17 protein-coding genes and 1 pseudogene are annotated in these 24,695 nt (G+C 73.4%); 10 read left to right on the forward strand and 8 right to left on the reverse strand.

All coding sequences use genetic code 11. From position 1 onward, the window contains the following. The first annotated feature begins 440 nt into the window (after nucleotides 1–440). From BKD26_RS00005 to BKD26_RS00025, 5 genes are read left to right on the forward strand one after another with little or no spacing between them, the layout of a single operon-like run. Nucleotides 441–635: a hypothetical protein gene (locus tag BKD26_RS00005; RefSeq protein WP_084894386.1), complete on the forward strand. Its 195-nt coding sequence runs from the start codon at nucleotides 441–443 to the stop codon at nucleotides 633–635. A gap of 33 nt (nucleotides 636–668) precedes the next feature. Next, on the forward strand, nucleotides 669–2,216 hold the full coding sequence (locus tag BKD26_RS00010; protein WP_084894388.1) for a bifunctional glycosyltransferase/class I SAM-dependent methyltransferase: 1,548 nt from the start codon (nucleotides 669–671) through the stop codon (nucleotides 2,214–2,216). 10 nt (nucleotides 2,217–2,226) lie between these two features. After that, nucleotides 2,227–2,601, forward strand: a complete 375-nt coding sequence (locus BKD26_RS00015) for a hypothetical protein (RefSeq protein WP_241518437.1) — start codon at nucleotides 2,227–2,229, stop codon at nucleotides 2,599–2,601. A gap of 35 nt (nucleotides 2,602–2,636) precedes the next feature. Continuing rightward, entirely contained in the window at nucleotides 2,637–4,862 is a 2,226-nt protein-coding gene (locus BKD26_RS00020; RefSeq protein ID WP_084894392.1) for a CDP-glycerol glycerophosphotransferase family protein, read from the forward strand. Next, nucleotides 4,859–6,499 (forward strand): glycosyltransferase family 2 protein, encoded by a 1,641-nt coding sequence (locus BKD26_RS00025; protein WP_084894394.1) that lies wholly within the window; start codon nucleotides 4,859–4,861, stop codon nucleotides 6,497–6,499. The genes BKD26_RS00020 and BKD26_RS00025 overlap by 4 nt, the downstream gene beginning before the upstream one ends. Before the next feature lie 126 nt (nucleotides 6,500–6,625). Here the strand turns inward: BKD26_RS00025 and BKD26_RS40980 are convergent. Beyond that, nucleotides 6,626–6,985: pseudogene (locus tag BKD26_RS40980) on the reverse strand (hypothetical protein); the annotation flags it as partial. A 47-nt stretch (nucleotides 6,986–7,032) separates the two neighbouring features. After that, nucleotides 7,033–8,310 carry a tetratricopeptide repeat protein gene (locus BKD26_RS00035; RefSeq protein ID WP_084894397.1) on the reverse strand — a complete coding sequence of 426 codons (1,278 nt, stop codon included), beginning with the start codon at nucleotides 8,308–8,310 and terminating at the stop codon, nucleotides 7,033–7,035. Here BKD26_RS00035 and BKD26_RS40040 point away from each other — a divergent pair. Further along, the gene (locus BKD26_RS40040; protein WP_179166363.1) at nucleotides 8,309–8,482 is read left to right on the forward strand and encodes a hypothetical protein; all 174 of its coding nucleotides are present in this window, start codon (nucleotides 8,309–8,311) and stop codon (nucleotides 8,480–8,482) included. The two genes, BKD26_RS00035 and BKD26_RS40040, sit on opposite strands and share 2 nt — an antisense overlap. 66 nt (nucleotides 8,483–8,548) lie before the next feature. On the opposite strand, the gene BKD26_RS00040 is transcribed toward BKD26_RS40040, so the two are convergent. The 6 genes from BKD26_RS00040 to BKD26_RS00065 form a co-directional block, all read right to left on the reverse strand. Beyond that, nucleotides 8,549–8,890, reverse strand: coding sequence for a DUF6233 domain-containing protein (locus BKD26_RS00040; protein ID WP_241518440.1), 342 nt, complete (start codon nucleotides 8,888–8,890; stop codon nucleotides 8,549–8,551). Nucleotides 8,891–8,958: 68 nt separating this feature from the next. After that, entirely contained in the window at nucleotides 8,959–11,190 is a 2,232-nt protein-coding gene (locus tag BKD26_RS00045) for a bifunctional glycosyltransferase family 2 protein/CDP-glycerol:glycerophosphate glycerophosphotransferase (RefSeq protein WP_084894400.1), read from the reverse strand. Nucleotides 11,191–11,258: 68 nt separating this feature from the next. Next, on the reverse strand, nucleotides 11,259–12,137 hold the full coding sequence (locus BKD26_RS00050) for a carbohydrate ABC transporter permease (RefSeq protein ID WP_084894402.1): 879 nt from the start codon (nucleotides 12,135–12,137) through the stop codon (nucleotides 11,259–11,261). Then, the gene (locus BKD26_RS00055) at nucleotides 12,134–13,492 is read right to left on the reverse strand and encodes a sugar ABC transporter permease (RefSeq protein ID WP_084894404.1); all 1,359 of its coding nucleotides are present in this window, start codon (nucleotides 13,490–13,492) and stop codon (nucleotides 12,134–12,136) included. The genes BKD26_RS00050 and BKD26_RS00055 overlap by 4 nt, the downstream gene beginning before the upstream one ends. 4 nt (nucleotides 13,493–13,496) lie before the next feature. After that, on the reverse strand, nucleotides 13,497–14,882 hold the full coding sequence (locus tag BKD26_RS00060) for an ABC transporter substrate-binding protein (RefSeq protein WP_084894406.1): 1,386 nt from the start codon (nucleotides 14,880–14,882) through the stop codon (nucleotides 13,497–13,499). Nucleotides 14,883–15,004: 122 nt separating this feature from the next. Next, the gene (locus tag BKD26_RS00065; protein WP_084894408.1) at nucleotides 15,005–18,658 is read right to left on the reverse strand and encodes an FHA domain-containing protein; all 3,654 of its coding nucleotides are present in this window, start codon (nucleotides 18,656–18,658) and stop codon (nucleotides 15,005–15,007) included. A 444-nt stretch (nucleotides 18,659–19,102) separates the two neighbouring features. On the opposite strand from BKD26_RS00065, the gene BKD26_RS00070 reads away from it, so the two are divergent. From BKD26_RS00070 to BKD26_RS40045, 4 genes are all read left to right on the forward strand, one after another. Further along, nucleotides 19,103–20,779 carry a serine/threonine-protein kinase gene (locus BKD26_RS00070; protein WP_084894410.1) on the forward strand — a complete coding sequence of 559 codons (1,677 nt, stop codon included), beginning with the start codon at nucleotides 19,103–19,105 and terminating at the stop codon, nucleotides 20,777–20,779. Between the two features lie 107 nt (nucleotides 20,780–20,886). Then, nucleotides 20,887–22,122 carry a serine/threonine-protein kinase gene (locus tag BKD26_RS00075; protein WP_084894412.1) on the forward strand — a complete coding sequence of 412 codons (1,236 nt, stop codon included), beginning with the start codon at nucleotides 20,887–20,889 and terminating at the stop codon, nucleotides 22,120–22,122. Nucleotides 22,123–22,171: 49 nt separating this feature from the next. Further along, nucleotides 22,172–23,278 carry a peptide chain release factor 2 gene (gene prfB / locus BKD26_RS00080; RefSeq protein ID WP_084894415.1) on the forward strand — a complete coding sequence of 369 codons (1,107 nt, stop codon included), beginning with the start codon at nucleotides 22,172–22,174 and terminating at the stop codon, nucleotides 23,276–23,278. A gap of 393 nt (nucleotides 23,279–23,671) precedes the next feature. Further along, nucleotides 23,672–24,661: a hypothetical protein gene (locus tag BKD26_RS40045; protein ID WP_179166364.1), complete on the forward strand. Its 990-nt coding sequence runs from the start codon at nucleotides 23,672–23,674 to the stop codon at nucleotides 24,659–24,661. Nucleotides 24,662–24,695 lie beyond the last annotated feature (34 nt).

Below are 24,695 nucleotides of genomic sequence, written 5' to 3' on the forward strand. Positions count from 1 at the left end.
CGGCAACGCCCGCCCCGGCTGAGGCCGTCGCCGCGGCCGCCTCGCCGCCGGGCGGCCCGGCCCCCGGGACGCCCGCCACGGGGGACGGCGCGCGTGCTGGGCGGGGAGCGGGTGACGGGGCCGTGGTCGTGTCCACCATGCCGGCCGGAGGCGGCGCGGCCACAGGGCCCGCCGCGCGCCCCGCGCGGGGCGCCGTACCCGCCCCCGGGCCCGCCGCGAGCGGCGCGGCCGGCGCGGCAACGCCTCCCGCGCGGGGCGGCGCGGAGGACGGTCGGGTGGCCGCAGTTCCTGCCGCCGAGGCGCCGCGCGCTCGTGCCGGCGGATCGGCTTCCGCCGCGGCCGCCACGGACGCCGTGCCGGTGCCTGACGCTCCGGACGCTGTGGGCCCTGCGGCCGTTACCGCCACGGCACCAGCCACGGCACCGGCAGGGAGCCCGGACGTGGCGCCCGCCGCGCGGGGCGCCGTACCCGCCCCCGGGCCCGCCGCGAGCGGCGCGGCCGGCGCGGCGATGCCCGCCACGCAGGGCGGAGCCGAGCCTGCGACCGCCGCCGCGTCCGCCGCGCAAGGCGCCGACGTCCCGGGCGTGCCCGTGCGGGGCGGCGCGGGTGCCGGTGGCGCGTCCCCCGCCGACTGACCCGCCCGAACCCCCGCGAGAGTGGAGAAGCCCGTGACGGAAGGCCAGAGCAGCAGCCGAAGCAGTAGCCCCAGGATCGGGATCCTGGTGGTGGCGTACAACGCGGAGGCGACGCTGGAGAAGACCCTCGACCGGATCCCCGCCGACTTCCGGCAGAGGATCGCCGAGATCCTGATCCTCGACGACGCCAGTCATGACGCGACCTTCACCGCGGGCTGCCGCTGGTCCCAGCTCGACGGGATGCCGCCGACCGTCGTCATGCGGCACACCAAGAACCTCGGGTACGGCGGCAACCAGAAGGCCGGCTACGCGCTTGCCGCCGAGCGGGGGCTGGACATCGTCGTCCTGCTGCACGGCGACGGGCAGTACGCCCCCGAGCTGCTGCCCCGGATGGTCGAGCCCCTCGAACGCGGCGAGTGCGAAGCCGTGTTCGGGTCCCGGATGATGCGGCCCAGGGACGCCCTCCGTGGCGGCATGCCGCTCTACAAGTGGCTCGGCAACCGCGTCCTGACCCGGCTGGAGAACAAGCTCCTCGGGTCGGAGCTGACCGAGTTCCACTCCGGCTACCGCGCGTACAAGGTCGATGCCCTGCGCCGCCTGCCCATCGAGCGCAACACCGACGCCTTCGACTTCGACACCCAGATCATCGTGCAGCTGGCCGACGCCGGGATGCGCATCCGCGAGATCCCCATCCCGACGTACTACGGCGACGAGATCTGCTACGTCAACGGCATGCGCTACGCCAAGGACGTCGTCAAGGACGTCCTCGAATACCGGCTGGCGAAGAAGGGGTTCGGGACGTGCGGGTGGATCCCCAAGCCCGTCGAGTACGCCTTCAAGGAGGGCGACGGCTCCTCGCACGCCGTCATCCTCGACCGGATGCGCGGCCTGCCGCCCGGCCGGGTCCTCGACGTGGGCTGCTCCGGCGGCGCGTTCGCCGAGCGCCTGGAGGCCCTCGGGCACACGGTCACCGGCATCGACTGCGTGGAGGTCGAGGGCGTGAGCGAGAAGTGCTCCGGCGGGTTCTTCCTCGCCGACCTGGAGGACGGGCTGCCCGACGGCATCGGCGACGGGTACGACTACGTCGTCGCCGGCGACGTCATCGAACACCTCTCCCGCCCCGAACGCCTCCTCGCCGAGCTGCGCGGCGTCCTGCGCCCCGACGGGCACGTGTGGCTGTCCGTACCGAACTTCGGGCACTGGTACTCACGGCTGCGCGTCGCGCTCGGCATCTTCGACTACGACCGGCGCGGCATCCTCGACGAGACGCACCTGCGCTTCTTCAGCCGCGCCAGCCTCCGCCGCACCGTGCGCGCCGCCGGGTACGACGTCCTGTCCATCACCGCCACCGGCGCGCCCTTCTGGTCCGTCCTCGGCGGCGGACCGGCCTCCAGGGCGCTCGGCGGGGTGTCGAGAGTGCTGACCCGGCTGCGGCCCACCCTCTTCGGCTACCAGTACGTCGCACTGCTCACCCCGCATGCGGCGCGGACGATCATCGCTGGGGAGCACATCGATGTCCAGGACATCCTCAACCGTCAGTTCGTCCCCGTGGACGCCCCCACCCACCGCCTCGGCGTGTGAGAGGCGGACGTTGACCCTGCCCAGCTTCGTGCTGCTGCTGTTCGCGGTGTTCTCCTCGGCGGCCGGCCAGATCATGCTCAAGCACGGCATGCAGACCGCCGCCACCGCCGCCGAGAAGGCCGGCGGCTCCCTGGCCGTACGCGCCGCGACCACCCCCTGGGTGGTGCTGGGCCTGACCGTCTTCGCGGTGTCCGCCGTCGCCTGGATGTCCACCCTCGCGCGGGTTCCGCTGTCCATCGCGTACCCCTTCAACGCCCTCGGCTATCTGCTGATCGTGCTGGCCGGCTCCACGCTGCTGCACGAGCGGACCTCGGTGTGGACCTGGGCCGGCTCGCTGCTGGTGGTGATCGGCCTCGTGACGGTCTTCCTCGGCCAACGGAACTGATCCACCTCGGAAGCTTCAGAAGGACCGAACGCCCCATGCCCACACTCAGCGTCATCGTGTCCGGCCACGCCCCGCACAGCCGGCTGCGCGCCTGCCTGGACAGCGTCACCACCCAGACGGCGCCCGACCTCGACATCGTCGTCACCGTCCCCGACACCGACGGCCCCCCACGGGCGCTCGCCGCGCTCCACGAGGTGAGCGACCCCCGCGTCACCGTCGTCCCCGTCGCCCCGGGCGCCCCCGCAGCCACCGGCCGGGCGGCCGCCGCCCACGCCGCGAGCGGCGCGTACCTGCAGTTCCTGCACCCCGCCACCGACCGGCTGCCCGACGGCGCGGCCACCGCCCTCACCGCCCGCCTCGACGCCCTCCCTGAAGCACCGGACGTCCTGCTCTTCGACCACCACCACGCCCACTGGTGGGACGACGCCGTACCCAGCGGCGCCACCGACCTCCTGGCCGAGGCCCAGGTCCCCGGACCCACCACCCTCGCCGACCGCCCCGGCTTCCTCGACGTCGCGCCCCTCCTCGGCAACCGCCTCATCAGCGCCCGGCTCCTCGCCGACCACCCCGAGCTGATCGGCACCGAAGGGCACGACGAGCTCTACCTCTCGTACGCCGTCCTCCTCCTCGCCCGGCGCATCACCGCCACCACCGCCGTCGGCCTCGTCCGCCACAAGGACCGCCCCACCCAGCGCCGCGCCGCCGGGCCCGAGCAGCACTTCGCCGCCTTCGGCCAGTACGAACGCCTCCACCAGCTCGCCCACGCCGCCGCCGCGCCCCCCGCCCTGCGCGCCCGGCTCTACGACCGGATGGTCGGCGACTACCTGGCCACCCTCGCCCGGCGCGACGAACTGCCGCCCGCCCTGCTCACCGAGTACTTCCGGTGCGCCGCCCGCCACACCGCCCGCTTCCGCCCCGAGGGCCACCAGCGGCCCGGCGGCCTCGACGGCGTACGTCACGCACTCCTCGGCCGGGGCGCCCACCTCGGCTACCGGCTGCTGCGCATCGCCAACGACAAGCGGCGCGCCGCCCAGGCCGTCGCCGCCACCCGCGCCGAGCAGGTCACGGCCGCCCGTACCCGCCACCGCTACCGCCGCGCACTGCGCCGGACCCTCGACCAGGACCTCGCCGTCTTCTCCGCGTACTGGGGGCGCGGCGTCCACTGCAACCCCGCCGCCATCGCCGCCGAACTCGCCGAACTGGCCCCCGACATCCACCAGGTGTGGATCGCCGACCCCGACCGCGTCCCGCTGCTGCCCCCCGGCACCGACCACGTCGTCCCCGGCACGCCCCGCTACTGGGACGTCCTCGCCCGCGCCAAGTACCTGGTCAACAACGTCAACTTCCCCAACGGGATCGTCAAACGCCCCGGCACCGTCCACCTCCAGACCCACCACGGCACCCCCCTCAAGCGGATGGGCGTCGACCAGCGCGACCACCCCGCCGCCGCCCAGGGCCTCAACCTCGAGGCCCTGCTGGAGCGCGTCGACCGCTGGGACTACAGCCTGTCCGCCAACAGCCACTCCACCGAGACCTGGCAGCGCGCCTACCCCGCCGGCTACCGGACCCTCGACTACGGCTATCCCCGCAACGACATCCACTACCGCGCCACCGCCGCCGACGTCCGCACCGCCCGCGCCAAGCTCGGCATCGAGCCCGGCCGCCGCGCCCTGCTGTACGCCCCGACGCACCGGGACTACGAAGCGCGCTGGCGGCCCCGCCTCGACCTGCCCCGGCTCGCCGACGACCTCGGCGACGACACCGTCCTGCTCGTACGCGGCCACTACTTCCACGACCGGCTGCCCGGCCCGCGCCGCCACGCGCGCGTCCTCGACGTCACCGGCTACGACCCCGTCGAGGAACTCGCCCTGGCCGCCGACGCGCTCATCACCGACTACTCGTCGATCATGTTCGACTACGCCAACCTCGACCGCCCCATCGTCCTGCACACCGACGACTGGGAGACCTACACCGCCACACGCGGCGTCTACTTCGACATCACCGCCGAACCCCCCGGCCACGTCACCCGCAGCCAGGACGAGCTCACCGGCATCCTCCGCGACGGCACCTGGTGCGACGAGGCGGCGGTGAAACAGCGCCACGACTTCCGGCTGCGGTTCTGCGAGTACGACGACGGGCGCGCCGCCGAGCGCGTCGTACGCCGTGTCTTCCTCGGCGAGGGCGAGGAGAGCCTGCCGCCCGTCCTGCCGCTGGAGCGGCGCACCCCCGCCCCCACGCCCGAGGAGGCCACGCGCCGATGACCGCTCTCCCCGATGTGACCGTCACCGTCATCGTCCACAACGACGCCGAACGGCTGCCGCGCGCCATCTCCTCCGTACGCGCCCAGACCCACCGCGACATCGAGATCGTCATCAGCGACGACCACTCGACGGACGCCACCCCGCAGGTCGCGGCCGAACTGGCCGCCCAGGACGACCGCATCCGGGTGCTGCGGCTGGAGCGCAACAGCGGCGGCTGCGGCGCGCCCCGCAACCGGGCCCTTCGGACCGCCCGCGCGCCCTACCTGATGTTCCTCGACAGCGACGACGAACTCCCACCCCGCGCCTGCGAACTGCTGCTCGCCGCGCACGCCGAGTCGGACGTCGACTTCACGATGGGGGCGGTGGAGCGGGTACGCACGGACACGGGTGACGTCTCGGCCTGGATGGCCCACCTGTTCGCGAGGCGCCGCACGGTCCGGGGTATCGAGGACGAGCCCCGGCTGCTGTTCGAGCCGCTTTCGACCAACAAGATGTACCGCAAGGAGTTCCTGGACCGGCACGCCCTGCGTTTCCCCGAGGGCGTGCACTACGAGGACCAGCTCTTCTCCGCCCAGGCCTACACCCTCGCCCGCGCCTTCACCGTCATCACCGAGCCGGTCTACCGCTGGTACATCGCCCCGTACGCCCCGTCGGAGGCGGCGACCATCTCCAACCGGCGGCATCTGATGGCGAACGTCCGCGACCGGGTGGCCATCGCGCGCCTGATCGACGAGTTCCTGGCCGGGCACGGGGTGTCGGACGCCGTACGGGAGGAGAAGGACCACAAGTTCCTCTCCCACGACCTGCGGCTGTACGCCGGTGACCTGCCCTACCGGGAGGCCGCGTGGGTCGGGGAGTTCGCGGCGGAGGTCCTGCCGTACCTGGACGGGCTGTCCGCCGCCGCCTTCCGGCGGATGCGGCGGGACGAGCGGGTCGTGGTGGGGCTGCTGCGCGAGGGGCGGTACGAGGAGGCCCGGCTGGCCGCGCGGGGAATGGCCCACGGTGTGGGGCCGCGCGAGACGGTGGGCGACGGGCGGGGGTGTACGTACTGGGGGAGCGCGCTGCCCCGGACGGAGGCGGGCCGGGCCGACCTGGACCTGACGGAACTGGACCTGGAGCGGTGCCCGTTCGGCTCCGCCCGGTTCCGGCACGAGATCACCCGGGTGGGGCGCGGCGAGGACGGTGCCGTGGAGCTGGGCCTGCGGACGTACGACCCGGGGCGGCGCCTTCCGCTCGCCCCGCTCCCGGCGCGCCTGCACGTCTCACCCGCCGGGCGGCGGCTGACCGTGCCGCTGCGGATGGACCCGGCGGGGCGGGGCGTCTTCGAGGGCACCGTACGGCTCGACGTGGCCGCCGCGTCGCTGCCCGTGCACGGCTTCCGGGGCGTGCGGCACCCCGTGCTGGAGGTCACCGACGGGCGCACGGGCAACACCGGGATCCTGCTCGCGCCCCTGCACTTCGCGCCGTTCGAGGTCGTCGGCGCCGGCCGGCACCGCGTCACGGTCGAACCGGAGGGGCGGGACGCGGGACGTCTGCAACTGCGCTGGCGGCCCGGGGGAGTGGTGGGCCGACTGCTGGGGCCGGTGGTGCAGCGGGGGCCGGTGCGGCGGGCCGCGAAGGCACTCGTACGCCGGTAGGGCGGTGCCTCCCGGTAGCGGGGCGCCCCCAGCCAAAGCGGGCAACCGGTCCAGCCGAATGACGCACTCGCCTGGCGTGAGAAGGCCTTCCGCATGCCCGGCCCAGGCCGGACGTCGCCAAGCGCGTCGGCGCGCGGCGCCCTCGGGCCACACCACGTCCACCGGCATGCCCGCCTCACGTGCCTCCTCGACGGTGTCCGCAGTGCCCCCGCCCTTACCGGACGGCGGCCCGCCGTCCCACACCGCGACCAGACGGTCCGCCCGCTGAAGCAACGTACGGTTCGCAGCCTCGTAAGCCTGGCGATTCGCCGCCTCATGCGGGAGGACGATGACCTCAGCCGCGGCCGCCACGAGACGGTCGAATGTCTCGGCGTGGTCAGGTCTGACCTTGTTCTGCCGGTAATCCCGTGAGGGGATCACTACGACGAGACGGCCGCCGACCTCAAGCACAACCTCGGCGAACAGCGAGTCGGCGCCCTCCGCGATGCCGGGGGCAGGATCCTGGCGGCCCATGGTCCAGGGGTAGAAGTCAGTCAGCGCAGGTAATACCCGCGTACTACCTTCAGCACGTCCAAGCGATCGCGGAGGTGAGCGACGGCCTTCTGCGGCTCGCCGCGCCGCACCAGGCGTTCAGCGAGTGCGATGGCACCGTCCACCGTTCCGGAGCGAAGGAGCTCCTCGTCTGATGTCGCGAACTCGGCCAGCTCCGCTTGGGCATCCACGGCGCGGCCGCTCAGCTTCATGACCTCGGCCCTCATGAACGCCTGCTCCCGGTGGTTGCCACCGCGGCGGGTGAAGTGGTCGTCGATCCAGGTGAGGGCGTCGTCGGGCCGCCCGGCATCGACCAGGATGCGGCAGAGCAGGTGGATGAGCCAGTCGCAATCCCCGCCGGCTGTCTCTGCAGCCGTGCGCAGCACTTCGACCGCCTCGCCGTGGCGGCCGTGACGGGCGAGGAGTTCGGCGAGGCCAAAGGCCGCGTGAGGATTCCCTGCCCCAGCGGACTGCCCGAGCAGGGCAACCGCTTCCGGAATGCGGTCCTGCTCTTCCAACAACTGGGCCAGGGCGGCAAGGGCGTACTCCTCGCCGCGGCCGGCCGGGAACGCGCGCAACTCGGCCTCACGTTCGTGGCGGCCCAGGAGACGAGCAAGCTGCCCGGCGTGGTCTGCGTACACGACACCATCGACACAAAGGTGCCTGCCCAGCAGGTGGATTGCCTCGTCGATTCGGCCTTGGAGTTCCAGGAACCTGGCATGCAGAGGGACAGCGTCCACGGCATCCGAGCTCCAGGACTCGAACGGGTCCGTCGGGCCGGTCTGGATATCGGGGAGCAGTGCAGCAATTTCGGCGTCGCGGCCGTGGCCCGTGGCGAGCTCCACCAGTTCCTCGGCGAGCAGGAGGTCTGCGGCCCGCGGTCCGAGCAGGGCGACGACCTGGTCGAGGTGATCCTGCCGAGCCAGCAGCCGTGCCAGGTCGCGCTGGGCGTACCGATGCCCCGTGTCGGCGAGCGGACGCAGCAACACGATGGCCTCGTCGTGCCGCCCCCACTCGGCGAGCAGCCCGGCGACTGCGTCGACGGCAGGCCACCAGCCTGTGGCCGCGAACGGCTCCAGCAATGCCAGCGCCGTCGCCCGTCCGTCCGGGCAGGACTCGACAGCGGCCTCGGCGAGCCGACGGGCGCAGAACCAGTCACCATGGGCAGCCGCCTGGCGCAGGATGTCGTGGTGGCCATGCTCCTGAAGGAGCGCGGCGACGGTGGGCGGTATCCAGCCGTCGTACGTGCGGTGGCGGTGCTCGAGGTCGACTCTGTCCATGGTCGCGGACCCTAGCTGGCGCCGCCGACACGGCCGGCGCCTGCAGGAGCCCCGCGCGGCCATCGACCGGAATGCCTGGCGTCACCCGATCCGCTTCGTACGGCTGCGCCTGGACGTCACCGTGGCCGACGTGGCCGGCTTCGGACAGCGCGCAACACCGGCTGCCAGATGACGTCGCGCGATGGCACGGGCACGCGGCTGGGGCGCGCCCGGCCGTCGGCAGCGCGGCGCCCGCTGTTCAGGAGTCGGTGATGTGGTCGAAGCCGTGGAGCATCGGGGTCAGCTCCGGCGCGCAGCTCCACAGGCTGCAGAGCCGTGTCGCCGGGTTCTGCGCGAGGTCCAGGGCACGTTCGGGACTCAGCAGGGGCGCATCCTGCGAGGCCTCCTTGCAGTCGGATGCGTGCAAGACACCTCCGGCCGGACCGCGACCGCCGCGCGCCTTCTGGAGCATCCAGCCCGAAGGCCGAAGCTCTCCGAGAACCTCGCGGACCGCCGACCTGGGTGACGGCTCGAACCGCTCTGTTGCGACCTGGTTGTCATCGACGCCGTCGACCCGGCCGCACATGATCGGGGCACGCACCCACACGCGGTACTCCACCGCCTCCACGCCGCCGTCCGACTGGTGGAGAGGCGGTACCGGTCACAGCACTAACGCGGCGCCGGGAACAGCATCGCCCCCGCCCCGCCCAGCGACGGGGCCGGGCGGCGCTCCTCCAGCGGGATCACGGGCGGCAGGGCCGCCGGGTCCTCGCCCAGGAACAGGTGCCGCACCACCCGCTCGGCCGCGTATCCGTCGTCGTACGGGCAGAAGCGTGCCCGGAAGGCGGCCCGCAGCTGTGCCGAGCGTGAGCCGCGCCAGTGGCCGGTGGCGAAGATGTCGATCAGCTCGTCCTCGGTGCGGGCGACCGCGCCCGGCGGGAAGGCCCGTAGGTCGAAGTAGGTGCCGCGGGCCGCGTCGTACGCCGTCCAGTCCTCGGTGTGGACGACGATCGGCCGGTCCAGGCCCGCGTAGTCGAACATCAGCGACGAGTAGTCCGTCAGCAGCGCGTCCGACGCCAGGCACAGCTCCTCGACCGACCGGTGCCCGGACACGTCGATGATCCGGGGGTTGCCGGTCGTGGCGAAGGGGGAGCCGTGCGTGGGGTGGGGGCGGGCGAGGATCACGTACCGGGGGCCGAGGGCCGGCAGCAGCCGTTCCAGGTCGAGCAGCTGCGGCTGCGGGCGTACGTAGTCGCGGTGCGTGGGGGCGTACAGGATCGCCGTGTGGCCCTCGGGGATGCGCAGCGACTCGCGCAGCAGGGCGACGTCGGAGGCGGTGGCCCGCTGGAAGACGTCATTGCGTGGCGAGCCGAACTCCAGGGTGCGGTAGGCGGCCGGGTAGACCCGCTCCCACACCAGGCTGGAGTGGCGGTTGGCGGACACCAGCGCGTCCCACTTGTCGATGTTGCGCAGCAGCTGCGCGAAATCCATGTCCCGCGCGGCGGCCGGCCGGAACTGGAGGTCCAGGCCCATGTGCTTGAGCGGCGTGCCGTGCTGGGTCTGGATCAGCAGCTGGCCGCGCCGCTTGACCAGCCGACGGTCGAAGTTGACGTTGTTGACGAGGTACGTGGAGCGGGCCAGCGCCGTCCAGTACGCCGCCGACCCCGGGCGCAGCCTCCGTGTCCCGGTCGGCACGGTGTGGAAGTGCTCGGGCGTACACACCCAGGCGGTGCGCACGTGCGGGGCCAGCTCGCGCACCCGCTCCTCGATGGCGGCCGGGCTGCACGCGTAACCCCGGTTCCAGTACGCGGCGAACACCGCGCGGTCCGCGCGCAGCGGCAGGCACAGCTGGATCCGGTAGTGCAGCTGGAGCAGGGCTCCGCGCAGGGCCCTGGCCCCGGAGGAGGCGTACTGCCCGGCCTGCTTGTTGAGCGCGCGGGCGGTCATGATGGCGCGGTACGTGCGGTGGCTGCCGAGCCGGACCAGGGCGTGGCGCAGCCGCGTCGTGAACTTGGGCGTGGCGCCTCGGGTGCGGAAGCGGCGGTAGTGGCGGCGGGCGCGGCGGAAGAAGTCGGCGCGGGTGCCGCGCGGGAGGCGGCCACGGGCGGTGAACACGGACGTGAAGTGGTCGGCCATGCGCCGGAACAGCACCGGCCGCCAGCGCGCCAGCTCGGGGCGCGCGTCGATGAACGCGAAGACCCGCTCGTACTGCTCGAACAGGTCGAAGTGGCTCAGGCTGGTGGTGCGCAGGATGGAGCCGGTACGGCGCTGGCGGTAGTGGACACACACCCGGTCGAGCGTCGCGATCGACCCGGCGGCCATCAGCGCCGGGTACGTCCACGGGGTGTCCTCGTAGAAGCCGGGCGGGAAGGTGAACCCCTCGCGCTCGACGAACTCCCGCTTGTACGCCTTGTTCCACACCACCATCAGGACCTTCAGCAGCCCCGGCCGCTCGGTCAGCGGGAAGGGCGCCGGGCCCGTCTCGGCGAGGTGGCTGCGGAACTCGTGGCGTACCGTCTCCCCCGACCAGTAGACGCGGGCGTAGTCGTACACCAGGAGATCGGGCGAGCCGGTCTCCTTGAGGCGGTCGGCGATGGCCTGCAAGGCGCCCGGTACGAAGGTGTCGTCGCCGTCCAGGAAGACGATGTAGTCGCCGCTCGCGCGGGCGAGCCCGGCGTTGCGGGCGGGCCCCAGGCCGGCGTTCTCGGGCAGGTGGACGGCGACGACCCGGCGGTCACGGGCGGCGAACTCGTCGATCACCGCCCCGCAACCGTCGGGCGAGCAGTCGTCCACGGCGATCAGCTCCAGATCCTCGAAGGACTGGGTGAGCACCGACTCCAGGCACTCGTGCAGATAGGCCTGGACCTTGTACGCGGGGACGATGACGCTGAACCGGGGCATGGCCCGGGAACGTCGGATGAACCGACCGGGTTACGCCCGCCGTGGCATACGGGGGACGAGCGCTTCACTCATTTGACGGCGCCTGCCATCACCCCCGAGACGAACTGCCGCTGGAAGGCGAAGAAGACGGCGAGCGGTATCACCATCGACACGAACGCGCCGGGCGCCAGGATGTCGACGTTGTTGCCGAACTGCCGCACCTGCTGCTGGAGCGCGACCGTGATCGGCGGCGACTCGGAGTCCGCGAAGATCAGCGCGACCAGCATGTCGTTCCACACCCACAGGAACTGGAAGATCCCGAGCGAGGCGATGGCCGGGCCGCCGAGCGGCATGACCACCCGCGTGAAGAGCCGGATCTCGCCCGCCCCGTCGAGCCGGGCGGCCTCCAGCAGCTCGCGCGGGATCTCGGCGAAGAAGTTGCGCAGCAGGAAGATCGCGAACGGCAGGCCGAACGCGACGTGGAACAGCACGACACCGAGCGTCGTCTCGAAGATCCCGACCGCGCCGAACAGCTTCGAGACGGGTACGAGGGCCACCTGCACGGGCACCACCAGCAGCCCGACCACCACCAGGAACCACCAGTCCCGGCCGGGGAACTCCATCCACGCGAAGGCGTACCCGGCGAGCGACCCGATCACGACGACGAGGACGGTCGCCGGGACGGTGATCAGGACCGTGGCGAGGAGGGAGCCGGTGATGGTGTCGTTGTCGAGGATGTTCGCGTAGTTGGCGGTGGTGAGCTGGGCGGGCGCGGTGAACACCGTCCACCAGCCGCTGGCGTTCATGTCGGCGGGGTCGCGCAGCGAGGACAGCAGCAGCCCGACCGTCGGCATCAGCCAGAACAGCGCGACCAGGACGAGGAAGACCCGCATGACCCCGCCGCCGGTCCGCGCGGCGACCCGCGAGGCGAACGACTGCCTGGCCTTCACGGTCGTCGTTCCGCTCATCGCCGGGTCTCCTTCCGTATGCGGCGGATGTTGAAGAACATCACCGGGATCACCAGCAGGAGGAGGAGTACGGAGATGGCGCTGCCGACGCCGAGATGCGCGTCCGTGCCGAAGGAGGAACGGTAGAGCTGGAGCGCCAGTACGTTCGCGTCGTCCTGGACCGAGCCGGGCGCGATGATGAACACCAGGTCGAAGATCTTCAGGACGTTGATCATCAGGGTGACCAGGACGACCGCGAGGACGGGCGCGAGGAGCGGGACCGTCACCCGGCGGAAGACCTGCCACTCGTTGGCGCCGTCCACCCGGGCGGCTTCGAGGAGTTCGCGCGGCAGGCCCGCGAGGCCGGCGGCGATCAGCACCATGGCGAAGCCCGCCCACATCCAGACGTAACTGCCGATGATGGCCGGGGTGACGAAGGACGGGCCGAGCCAGTCCACACCGTTGTACTGCTCCCGGAAGTTGCTCTCGGGCAGCCGCAGGTGGGCGCCGTCCGCCTCCTTGGGCAGGGAGAAGGTGCCGTCGGCGGCCGCCGTCGCCGTGGCGACGACCTTGCCGTCCTTGACCGCCTCCACCTTCAGGCCCTTCAGGCCCAGCTCCTTGGCGTCGACGGTGTTGGCCGTGCCCCCGCCGCCCCGGGTGAAGTCCAGCCAGGCGGTGCCCGTGACCTGGTCCTTCACCGGCTCCGGGGCCTTGGCCGGCTGCGCGTCCTCCGGCATGTCCGGGGCCGCCACACCGATCAGCGGCAGCTGGGCGGGCGTGCCCGCCCGTACCGGCTCCTTGGTGATGAACACCCCGCCGCCCGCCGCCTTCAGCGGGTGCACGTCCAGCGGGCGCGCCTTCGGGTAGCTCGCCGACTCGGCGAACGTGTCGTGGACGCCCACCCACACGGCGTTGGCGACGCCACGGTCCGGGTCCTGCTCGTACACCAGCCGGAAGATGATCCCGGCGGCCAGCATCGAGATCGCCATCGGCATGAAGACGATCAGCTTGAACGCCGTACCCCACCGCACCCGCTCCGTGAGGACCGCGAACATCAGGCCCAGGGCGGTCGCGACGGTGGGCGCGACCACGACCCAGACGGCGTTGTTCTTGACGGCGGTGAGGATCGTGTCGTCGGTGAAGATCTCGACGTAGTTGTCCAGGCCGGCGAAACCGCTGCCCGCCTGGTCGAAGAAGGACCGGTAGACCGAGTACCCGATCGGGTAGACCACGAGCGCGCCCAGCAGCACCAGCGCGGGCAGCAGGAAGCCGGCCGCTACGAGCTTGCGGGTGCCGGTGACGCTCTTGACGCTCTCGCGTGACCCCGGAGGTGTCGGCGACGTGGCCGCCGCGTCTTTCGTTGTCGGCGCCGTCATGGCGTCAGCTCTGGCCCTTGTAGGCCTTGGCCGCGTCGGCCTCCAGCCTCGCCTGCGTACCCGCGATGTCCTTCGGGTTCTTCAGGAAGTCCTGGAGCGCCTTCCACTCGCCCTTCCCGGGCGTCCCGCCGAACGACTGCGGCATCTGGTCCGACATGTCGAAGCGGAAGTCGTCCCCGGCCGCGATGAGCGCCTTGCCGATCTCGCGCTGGACGTCGTTCGGGTACGCCGCCGGGTCCATCGCCTTGTTGGGCGAGATGAACCCGCCCTCGGCCGCCCAGATGCTCGCGGCGTCCGGCGATGCCAGGAACGTCAGCAGCGCCTGGGTGGCGGGCTTGTCGGTCAGCGCCACCGCCACGTCGCCGCCGGTCACCACCGGCGCCGCAGAGCCGACGGCCGGGAACGGGAACGCCTTCGCGTCCGTACCGATCTTCGCCTCGGTCTGGGCGATGTTGATCGAGACGAAGTCGCCCTCGAAGACCATCGCGGCCTTGGGCGCGTCGCCACCGGTGAACGTCTGCGTCACGGACGCCGGGAACTCCGTCTGAAGCGCTCCCGCCGCGCCGCCCGCGATCAGGTTCGGCTTGCCGAACAGCTCGGCGAGGGTGGTGAGCGCCTGCTTCACGGACGGATCGGTCCACGGGATCTCGTGCTTGGCGAGCTGGTCGTACTTCTCCGGCCCGGCCTGGGAGAGGTAGACGTTCTCGAACCAGTCCGTGAGGGTCCAGCCGTCCGCGCCGCCGATCGAGAAGGGCGTCACACCGGAGGCGGAGACCGTGTCGGCGGTGGTGAGCAGCTCCTTCCACGTCTTCGGCTCGGACACGCCCGCGTTCTCGAAGACGGCGGTGTTGTACCAGATCAGCGACTTGTTGGCGGCCTTGAAGTACACGCCGTACTGGGTGCCGTTCACCGCTCCGAGGTCCTGCCACCCCTTGGAGTAGTTCTTCGCCAGCTGCGCCTTCGTCTCGGCGCCGGCCGGCTTGGCCCATTTCCGCTCCACGGCCTGGTGGAGCGCGCCGACCTGCTGGAGCATGGCGACGTCCGGCGGGGCACCGCCCGCGATCTTCGTACCGATGTAGTTGAGCATCGCGTCCTGCGTCGGTACGTAGGCGACCTCCGCCCCGGTGCGCTTCTCGAACTCGTCGAGGACCTTGGTGAACGCCTGCTGTTCCGGGCCCGTCCACACCGCCACGACCTGGACCTTCTGGCCGTCCAGCTTGGGCAGCTCGACGCTCGCCGCGCCGGTGTTCGTGTCCTTGTCCGGCTCGGAGCCGCCCTTGCCGCCGTCGCCGTCACCGCAGCCGGTGAGGGCGAGAGCGCAGGCGGCTGCCATGGCCACGGCGACCCTGCGTGACGTATTTACCCGGCGTGTCCGAAGAGTTGTGCGCATCACTGCCCCGTCTCTTCCGTGCGCGTACGCGTCCCGTCCGTCAGGTCTACGCCCGGCGTACGGGGGCCGCAATACCGCCTTCCATGTCAAGTCGGGGATCGTGATCGGGTCGTGACGTGCCGTCAGGCAGGGTGCGTGGGCACGAGCGGCGGCAGCGGGGTCGCCTCGACCGAGCGGGCCGCCCGGTCCAGCGCGCTGGCCAGCAGCGCCAGGTCCGTCGGGCCGTTGCCCAGCTCCCGCACCGGGCGGCGGGTCGGCGGATCGCCCATCCGCTCCCACTCCAGCGGTACCACCGTGGGCCGCTGCGTCGCCGTACGGGGGATGCGCCCGGTGACCCGGCCGCCCTGGAACGGCGTCACCCGGCCGTCCGGGTGCCCCAGCCGGCCGCGCCCCGGCGCCGGGACGTCCGGGCCGGGGGAGGCCGGCGGGGCGTCCAGCACCACGCGCAGCCGCGCCGCGCGGGCCAGCTCCGTGTCGGCCGTGCGGTCCGGGCGCGCGGACGTCGCCACCAGGTGCACGCCCAGGCGGTGGCCGTCCCGGGCCACGGCCTCCAGCGCCCGCACGACCGACCCGGCGGCGGGGCGGCCGGGGCTGCCGAGCGCGGGGGCGACCAGCGCGTCGTAGTCGTCGACCAGGACCACCAGGCGCGGCAGCGGCGGCGGGATGTCGTCCTTGCCGGTACGGGCGGTGGGGCGCAGCCGGAGCGTGCCGCTGGGCGGGGCGTCGAGGTCACCGGGGGTGGGCGGGCGTTGCCCGACCATGCGGTCCGCGACCTCCCGCTGGGTGTGCCACTCGGTGAACTCCTGGCGGCCCAGCAACTCGGCGCGGCGCTTCAGCTCCGCCCCGAGCGCCTGGGCGAACTCCCGCATCCGCACCGGGTCGGAGGCCACCAGGTGCTCGGTGGCGTGCGGCAGCTCGGTGCAGGGCGCGAGCCCTTCGCCGCGCTCGCCGCCCGCGCCGTCGACGAGCAGCAGGCCCAGCCGGTCGGGGCGGGACGCGGCCGCGAGGGAGGCGGCGACGGAGCGGAGCAGCTCCGTGCGGCCGCTGCCGGTGGGGCCCTCGATCAGCAGGTGGGGGCCCTCTGTGGTGAGGTCCACGGCCAGGGGCCCGCGCGGGCCGGTGCCCAGCACGGCGGTGCCGTCCGGGGCGGAGGCCCAGCGGGCCATCAGGGACGCGGGTGTCGCCCGGGCCAGCCCGAGCTCGTCCAGCAGCCGGGAGGACGGCGGCAGCGGTACGGCGGTGGCGCGGGGCGCGGTTCCCAGGGCACCCCGGGCTTCGGCGCCCTTGTCGCGGTCGGCCCGCAGCGGGGCCAGTGCCCGCGCGAACCGCTCGGCCCAGGCGGCGGACACCGCGTCGACGGTGCCGACGGTGCCGTGACCGGCGGGCTGCCCTCCGGCCGTACGCATCAGGCGCAGCGCGGTCGCCACGTCACCGGAGAGCAGCGCGGCGGCACCGCACTCGCGGAAGGCGAGGGACGCGGAGCACGCCGTCTCGTACGTCGCCGCGACCGGGGACAGCGGCGAGGCGGCCGGGGTCTCGGCCAGGCAGACGAGGTGGATGCCCGCCGCCGCGCCCGCCCCGGCGAGCCGCGCGGTCGTCTCGCGCAGCGCCGCCGAGCCGGGGTCGCCGTCGACGATCACCACCGTGTACGTGCCGTACGCCGCGCCGTGCTCCTCGGCCGCCCGGGCGACGGCCTTGCGGTCGGCGCTCGGCCAGCCGGGCCCGAGGGGCCCGTCGTCCAGCCGCCGGGTGAGCTCGCCGGTCCGGGCGGCCGCCTGCTCCCGGTCGTACGCGAGGAGCAGGCGGCAGTCCTGGCCGTGGGCCGGGCGCACATGCGGCAGCCAGCCGAGCCAGCTCCACTCGCGGGCGCGGCGCGCGCTGCTGATCAGCACGATCTCCAGGTCGGTGGGCGCGTGCAGCGCGGCCAGTTGCGCCACGACGGAGCGGGTCAGGCCCAGGAGCCGCGCCCGGGGCCCGGCGAGCCCGAGCGACCCGGCCTCGCGGAGGCCCACCGTGACGGGCACGCCGGCCAGGTCGGCCCGGTCGGTGGTGCCGAGCCGTACGGCCAGGGTCTCCGGGTGGCCGGGGCCCCGTTCCCACAGGCGGGGCCCGGGGCCCAGCGCGGTGAGCAGCACGGCGGCCGGGTCGGGCCACGTCTCCTGGACGGCGCCGCCCGCGAGGGTCGCCGGAAGGGGCCCCTCCGGCGCCTCGGCCGGCCCGTCGCCCCGCCCGCCCGCGAGCCGCCGCGCCCAGGCCCCTATGCCCCGCCTGCGCCCGGGCGCGGCAGACCGCCCCCCGGCGGGGGCGCCCTGGGGGACAGTCCCATCCGCGCGGCTCCCCCCGGCTGGGGCGTTGCCCGTGGGGGCGCCGTCGGTGAGGGTGCCCCTGGTGGGGGCGTTGCCCGTGGGGGAGCCGCCGGCGGGGGTGCCGCTGGTTGGGGCGCCGTCCGACGGGGCGCCCTGGGGGGCGCCGGTGGGAGCGTTGCTCGTGGGGGCGCCGCCGGATGGGGTGCCGCCCAAGGGGGCGCTGCCGATGGGGGCGCCGTCCATGGCGGTGCCGCCTGTCGGCGTGCCGTACATGCGGGCGCCGCCCACGGGGAGGCCGCCTGTGGCGCTGCTGCCTACGGGGGCGCCACCGGTGGGCGTGCCGCTCACGGGCGTGCCGCCCTCGGTGGTGCCGCCCACGGGCGTGCCGCCCATGGGTGTGCCCCCCGCGGGCGTGCCGCCCACCGGCGTGCCGCCCACCGGGGTGGTGTCCGTGCGGGTGCCGCGCGGCGGGGTGGGCTGCGGGGTGCCCGCACCGCCCTGGTGGGGCACACCGCCAAGGCCGGCCTGTGTGCCGCCTGCCCGGCCGCGCGCCGGGACGGTGCCCTCCGCGCCGGACGCAGCCGCCGACGCGGCGTACGCACCGCCACCGCGCCGGGCCGGGTCGCCCGCCCGTCCGGCACCGCTCCCGGCCCGGCCGCCCGTCCGAGCGCCGCCGTCCGGGTGGCCCGGCTCACTGGAGCCCGCCGAGGGCGAACCGGAGCCAGGCCGGCCCGGGCCGGGGGCGCCACCCGCTCCCGGGCCGGACGGCCCGGCGTCGCCCGGGGCGTGGGGCACCGGGACGCCGCCGCCGGAACCGGCCGCGCGGGCGACCCGGAGGTGGCCCTCGCCGTCCGGGGTGGTCGGCAGCGGGGTGCCGTCCGACGCGGGCGGGCCCGCCGTCAGCCGCAGCGACGACTCACCCAGCCGCAGCAGCGCGCCCGGCGCCAGGCGGACGGGGCGGGGGCCGACCTCGGCGCCGTCCAGGGTGGTGCCGTTCGTGGAGCCGAGATCCGCGACCGTGACCCGGCCGCTCTCCGTGACGGTCACCGCGCAGTGCAGGCGGGACACGTCCGGGTCGTCGAGGGGTACGTCGGCGTCGGCGGAGCGGCCGATACGGATCTGGCCGGCGTGCAGCAGGTGGACGCCTCCCGCGTCCGGCCCGGCCACCACGTGCAGCCGCGCCGGCACGCCGTCCATGGGCGCGTGGTCCTCGCCGGGCACCTGGAGCGAGAGCACCGCGCCGTCCACCAGGGGCGGCTCGCCGAGCACGCGGCGCTGGGCGTCCAGCCGTTCCCCGCCCGCGTACAGCACTACGGCCCCCGAGGGGTCGGCGCCCGACACGGCGGACGCCAGCCCGGAGGCGACGGCGGCCAGCGCGGTCCCGGCCGGGGCGGTGACAAGCACGTCACAGGCACGCCCCGCGGTCTGGCCGCCGGGCGGCGCCGCGAGGACGGTCAGCCGGATCTGCATCGCCGTCAGCGGTCCCTTCTGCGCGGCGCGCCCGGCAGGGAAGGGGAATGGCCCGTCTCGCTCTCCCCCCACCCACCACGGACGCGTCGTCCGGTCAGGTCGGCACGGACCACGAGGCTCCCGACCCCGCGATGCGCCGTGCTGCAGGCATCCTCCCACCTGCCACTGACAGCCCGCCCGCGCCCCGGAAAGAAATGATCTTGACCGATCGCCCCCGCTCGCGAAAACCCCTGCTTGCGCACATCTTGGGATCATGTGAACCGGTCGCAGTCATGTCACCCTGGCAACCGTGTCCCGTTCGAGAGCGTCTTGCAGGATCGAACGGTTGGCGGAAGACGACCCACCGGTGTGCCACCGTCCGGCACTACAGTGGGGCGGACACCCGGGCGGGCCCGCGAGGGAGGCCCGGACAGGCAAGGACCACGATCGCAGGGAGCGCAGGACGTGCGGCCAGTCGGCAGTAAGTACCTGCTCGAGGAGCCGCTCGGACGCGGCGCCACGGGCACCGTCTGGCGAGCCCGCCAGCGGGAGACCGCGGGCGCCGAGGCGGCCGTACCGGGCCAGCCCGGCGAGACCGTCGCGATCAAGGTCCTCAAGGAGGAGCTCGCGAACGACGCGGACGTGGTGATGCGCTTCCTCCGGGAACGCTCCGTCCTGCTCCGCCTCACCCACCCCAACATCGTCCGCACCCGCGACCTCGTCGTCGAGGGCGATCTCCTCGCCCTGGTCATGGACCTGGTCGACGGCCCGGACCTGCACCGCTACATCCGGGAGAACGGCCCGCTCAGCCCGGTCGCCGCCGCCCTCCTCACGGCCCAGATCGCCGACGCGCTCGCCGCCAGCCACGCCGACGGCGTCGTCCACCGCGACCTGAAGCCCGCCAACGTGCTGCTCGCCGAGCGCGACGGCCAGATGCACCCGATGCTCACCGACTTCGGCATCGCGCGCCTCGCGGACAGCCCCGGCCTGACCCGTACGCACGAGTTCGTCGGCACACCCGCCTATGTGGCGCCCGAGTCCGCCGAGGGCCGCCCGCAGACCTCCGCCGTGGACGTCTACGGCGCCGGGATCCTGCTGTACGAGCTCGTCACCGGCCGCCCGCCGTTCGCCGGCGGCAGCGCGCTGGAGGTCCTGCACCGCCACCTCAGCGAGGAGCCCCGCCGCCCCTCGACGGTCCCGGGCCCGCTGTGGACCGTCATAGAGCGCTGCCTCAGCAAGGACCCGGAGCGCCGCCCCAGCGCCGAGAACCTTGCCCGGGGCCTGCGTACCGTCGCCGCCGGCATCGGCGTGCACGCCGCGCCCGCCCAGATCGAGGCGGCCGAGGGTGTGGGCGCGCTGCTCGCCCCCGACCCGGCGCCGGCGCCCGTCCCGGAGACCCCGGGCGCGGCGGACCCGACCCAGGTGCTGCCCAGCAACGGGGGCCAGTACGACCCGGCCGCGCCCACCAGCGTGCTGCCCACCAGCGGCCCCGGCGGGCACGGGGGCCCCGGCCACGGCGCCGCCGACCCGACCGCGGTCATGCCTCCCGTACCCCCGCGTTCCGACGGTCCGCCGCAGCCGGAAGAGCCGCACCCGTGGCAGAGCCAGCTGCGCGCCGCCCGGGACCGCAACGAGCAGACCCAGGTCCAGTACCTCGACCCCAGCCAGGACCCCCTGCGCCGCCGCCCGCAGCGCCAGGCGCCCCAGCAGCCGCCGCAGCACCAGCAGCCCTACCCCCCGCACCACCAGCAACAGCAGCGCCCGCCGCAGCGCCAGCAGTACGCGCCCCCGCCCCCGCAGCAGCACTATCCGCCGCAGCACCACCAGCCGCACCCGCCGCAGCAGCCCCAGCAGCCGGCCCCGCGCCCGCCGCGCGAGCCGCGCCCGCCCCGGCAGCGCAGCGCCAACCCGATGCGCATCCCAGGCCTCGGCTGCCTCAAGGGCTGCCTGTTCACGATCGTCCTGTTCATCGTGGCGGGCTGGCTCATTTGGGAGCTGACCCCGCTCCAGAGCTGGATCGCCGAGGGCAAGACCTACTGGGAGGCCATCGGCGACGGGGTGTCGGCGGTGTCCAAGTGGATCTCGGAGATCGGCGACAGCACCGGCGGCACCGGCGGCTCCGGCACACCCTCCGGGCAGTAACCCTGCCGATTTGTCGACTTCCGAGGGGTGATTTCCCCCCGGAGGTGAATACCGGCGCCTGAGCCCGCGTAACTTTGTCGGGAACGCCAGCCGCTGAGGGAGCAGTCTTGGCACGGAAAATCGGCAGCCGGTACACCGCCCACCAGATCCTGGGGCGGGGCAGTGCCGGAACGGTGTGGCTCGGCGAGGGCCCGGAGGGCCCCGTCGCCATCAAGCTGTTGCGCGAGGACCTGGCCTCGGACCAGGAACTCGTCGGGCGCTTCGTCCAGGAGCGCACCGCCCTGCTCGGGCTGGACCACGCGCGCGTGGTGGCCGTCCGCGACCTGGTCGTCGACGGCAACGACCTCGCGCTCGTCATGGACCTGGTCCGCGGCACCGACCTGCGCACCCGGCTGGACCGCGAGCGCCGGCTCGCCCCGGCGGCGGCCGTCTCGATCGTCGCGGACGTCGCCGAGGGCCTGGCCGCCGCGCACGCCGCCGGGGTCGTCCACCGCGACGTCAAGCCGGAGAACATCCTGCTCGACATGGAGGGCCCGCTCGGTCCCGGCGGCGCCCGCCCCGCCCTCCTCACCGACTTCGGCGTCGCCAAGCTGATCGACACCCCGGGCCGTACCAAGTCCACCCGCGTCATCGGCACGCCCGACTACGTGGCCCCGGAGATCGTCGAGGGCCTCCCGCCCCGCGCGGCCGTCGACATCTACGCCCTGGCGACGGTGCTGTACGAGCTGCTGGCGGGCTTCACGCCCTTCGGCGGCGGCCACCCCGGCGCCGTACTGCGCCGCCACGTCACCGAGACCGTCGTCCCGCTCCCCGGCATCCCGGACGAGCTGTGGCAGCTGATCGTCCAGTGCCTCGCCAAGGCCCCCGCGTCCCGGCTGCGCGCCTCCGAGCTCGCCGCCCGCCTGCACGACCTGCTGCCGCTCGTCGCGGGCATGCCGCCGCTGGACGTGGACGAGCCGGACGCCGAGCCCGCCCCGGAGCCGTACGAGGACGATCCGTACCCGACCGTCCCGAACGCCCCGCGCAGGGCCGCCGTCCCGCTCGTCCCGGGCTCCTCCACCGACTCCAACCGGGACACCCACACCTCGATGCGCGTCCCGGCTCCCGACGAGCTCTCCGGCGGCCCCCATGGCACCGCCCGCGCCCCCCGCCCCGCCGGCGGGCGCCGCCCCGGCTCCGCCCGCCACAAGTCCGAAACCGTCCGCAGGCGCCGCATCACGCTGGGTATCGCCGCCCTCGCCCTGGTGACGGCCGCCGGGGTCGGCGGCTACGTGGCCACCAGCGATGACGACCCCGGCGCCCCGCCCCAGGACTCCAAGCAGTCGGCCCCCTCACAGCCCTAGGCGCTGCCTGGGGGCCCGGGGTGTCGCACACAGCCGTTACGCTGGTGTCGTGGCAGTCGTCGATGTATCCGAAGAGCTGAAGTCCCTCTCCTCGACCATGGGGTCGATCGAGGCCGTCCTGGACCTCGACAAGTTGAGGGCAGACATCGCCGTGCTCGAGGAGCAGGCCGCGGCCCCGTCCCTGTGGGACGACCCGGAGGCGGCGCAGAAGATCACGAGCAAGCTTTCGCACCTCCAGGCCGAGGTGCGCAAGACCGAGGCGCTGCGCAGTCGCATCGACGACCTCGCCGTCCTCTTCGAGCTCGCCGAGGAGATGGACGACCCGGACACCCTCGCCGAGGCCGAGACGGAGCTCGTCTCCGTCCGCAAGGCGCTCGAGGAGATGGAGGTACGCACCCTCCTGTCCGGTGAGTACGACGAGCGCGAGGCACTGGTCAACATCCGCGCGGAGGCCGGCGGCGTCGACGCCTCCGACTTCGCCGAGCGCCTCCAGCGCATGTACCTGCGCTGGGCCGAGCGGCACGGCTACTCGACGGAGGTCTACGAGACGTCGTACGCGGAAGAGGCCGGCATCAAGTCGACCACCTTCGTCGTCAAGGCCCCGTACGCCTACGGCACGCTCTCGGTCGAGCAGGGCACTCACCGCCTGGTCCGCATCTCCCCGTTCGACAACCAGGGCCGCCGCCAGACGTCATTCGCGGGCGTCGAGGTGCTGCCGGTCGTCGAGCAGTCCGACCACGTCGAGATCGACGAGTCCGAGCTGCGCGTGGACGTCTACCGCGCCTCCGGCCCCGGCGGCCAGGGCGTCAACACCACCGACTCGGCGGTGCGCATCACGCACATCCCGACCGGCATCGTGGTCTCCTGCCAGAACGAGCGCTCGCAGATCCAGAACAAGGCGAGCGCGATGAACGTCCTCCAGGCGAAGCTCCTTGAGCGCCGCCGCCAGGAGGAGCAGGCCAAGATGGACGCCCTCAAGGGTGACGGTGGCAACTCCTGGGGCAACCAGATGCGTTCGTACGTCCTGCACCCGTACCAGATGGTGAAGGACCTCCGTACGGAGTTCGAGGTCGGCAACCCGCAGGCGGTGCTGGACGGCGAGATCGACGGATTCCTCGAAGCGGGCATCCGCTGGCGGAAGCAGCAGGAGAAGTAACACCCAGAAGTAACCCCCCGAATTCACCGGGCCTTTCGGCGCCGGACAGCCCGTCGAGCGGGCGGTCCGGCGCCGCTCGCGTACGGGTGGGAATTCGCTGGCGCAAGCGGCCTGTTGGCCCTGAGCTCGCTTTGTCGACAAGGAAACTGGCTTTTGGCAGGCGGGTGTTCGCCTTTTAGGTCACAGTTGCATCGTTGCAGGCCAGGCAACTGTGATCATTTCGGGCATCGCACGCGCAACCGCCTTGACGCTTGTACGAAAACTGGGAAAGCTGACGCGCGGCATGCGCATGACTGGGGCGCGTGTGATCGGGGGCAGCTGAACAGGACCCCCAGCGTCCGCTGCCCCGAGCGCTGCTCCACTGACGAATCAGCTACTGGGGGTAGCACGCAGATGACCAAGAAGACGCGGGTCCGCGTAGCGCGGATCGCAGCCGGTGCGGTGATCGCGGCCGGAGCGTCCCTGACCGCGGCGGGCGCCGCCTCGGCGGTCGGCATAGACGTCAACGTCGCCGGCATCGGTGTCCGCGCCGAAGCGGACGAGAACGGCCTGGAGGCCGGCCTCGGCATCGGTGGTGACCCGGGCGGTGTCGATGGCGGTGCCACGGACGGTGGTGTCACCGATGGTGGTGTCACGGACGGTGGTGTCACCGATGGTGGTGTCACGGACGGTGGTGTCACCGATGGTGGTGTCACGGACGGTGGTGTCACCGATGGTGGTGTCACGGACGGTGGTGTCACGGACGGTGGTGTCACGGACGGTGGTGTCACCGATGGTGGTGTCACGGACGGTGGTGTCACCGATGGTGGTGTCACGGACGGTGGCGTGACCGACGGCGGTGTCACGGACGGTGGCGTGACCGACGGCGGTGTCACGGACGGTGGCGCGACCGACGGCGGCGCGACCGATGGTGGCGCGACGGACGGCGGCGCGACGGACGGCGGTGCGACCGACGGCGGTGCGACCGACGGCGGTAACGGGAACAGCGGCGGTAACGGGAACAGCGGCGGTAACGGGAACTCCGGCGGTAACGGGAACTCCGGCGGTGCCACGGGCGGCAACGGTGGCACCACGGGCGGCAACAACGGTGGTGGCGACCAGGGCGGCTCCACCGGCGGTTCCGGCACCTCCGGCTCCGTGACCGGCGGCGGCGACGCCGGCACCTGCACCGTCGACCTCGACGGTGCCGAGTGCGCCGACAACACCGACACCGACTCCGCCGGCTCCAAGCCGGTCGAGCAGGGCAAGGCCAAGGAGGAGCTCGCCGAGACCGGCGCCGCCGAGACCTCGTTCCTGCTCATCGGTGCCGCGACGATGATCGCCGGCGGCATCGGCTTCCGTATGCTGCCGCGTCTCGTGGGCGGTGGCCGTACGGTCGCCTAAGGGGCCGTAGAGCGACGGAAGGGCCCGGGCGGGC

The organism is Streptomyces sp. CB03238 (assembly GCF_002099185.1).
Lineage (GTDB): Bacteria > Actinomycetota > Actinomycetes > Streptomycetales > Streptomycetaceae > Streptomyces.

Excerpts from the sequence above, each read along its gene's own strand:
- BKD26_RS00020 (WP_084894392.1), top strand. The coding sequence starts at position 2,637 with ATGCCCACACTCAGCGTCATCGTGTCCGGCCACGCCCCGCACAGCCGG.
- BKD26_RS00025 (WP_084894394.1), top strand. The coding sequence starts at position 4,859 with ATGACCGCTCTCCCCGATGTGACCGTCACCGTCATCGTCCACAACGAC.
- BKD26_RS40040 (WP_179166363.1), top strand. The coding sequence starts at position 8,309 with ATGGTCGCGGACCCTAGCTGGCGCCGCCGACACGGCCGGCGCCTGCAG.
- BKD26_RS00035 (WP_084894397.1), bottom strand. The coding sequence starts at position 8,310 with ATGGACAGAGTCGACCTCGAGCACCGCCACCGCACGTACGACGGCTGG.
- BKD26_RS00045 (WP_084894400.1), bottom strand. The coding sequence starts at position 11,190 with ATGCCCCGGTTCAGCGTCATCGTCCCCGCGTACAAGGTCCAGGCCTAT.
- BKD26_RS00050 (WP_084894402.1), bottom strand. The coding sequence starts at position 12,137 with ATGAGCGGAACGACGACCGTGAAGGCCAGGCAGTCGTTCGCCTCGCGG.
- BKD26_RS00055 (WP_084894404.1), bottom strand. The coding sequence starts at position 13,492 with ATGACGGCGCCGACAACGAAAGACGCGGCGGCCACGTCGCCGACACCT.
- BKD26_RS00060 (WP_084894406.1), bottom strand. The coding sequence starts at position 14,882 with ATGCGCACAACTCTTCGGACACGCCGGGTAAATACGTCACGCAGGGTC.
- BKD26_RS00065 (WP_084894408.1), bottom strand. The coding sequence starts at position 18,658 with ATGCAGATCCGGCTGACCGTCCTCGCGGCGCCGCCCGGCGGCCAGACC.
- BKD26_RS40045 (WP_179166364.1), top strand. The coding sequence starts at position 23,672 with ATGACCAAGAAGACGCGGGTCCGCGTAGCGCGGATCGCAGCCGGTGCG.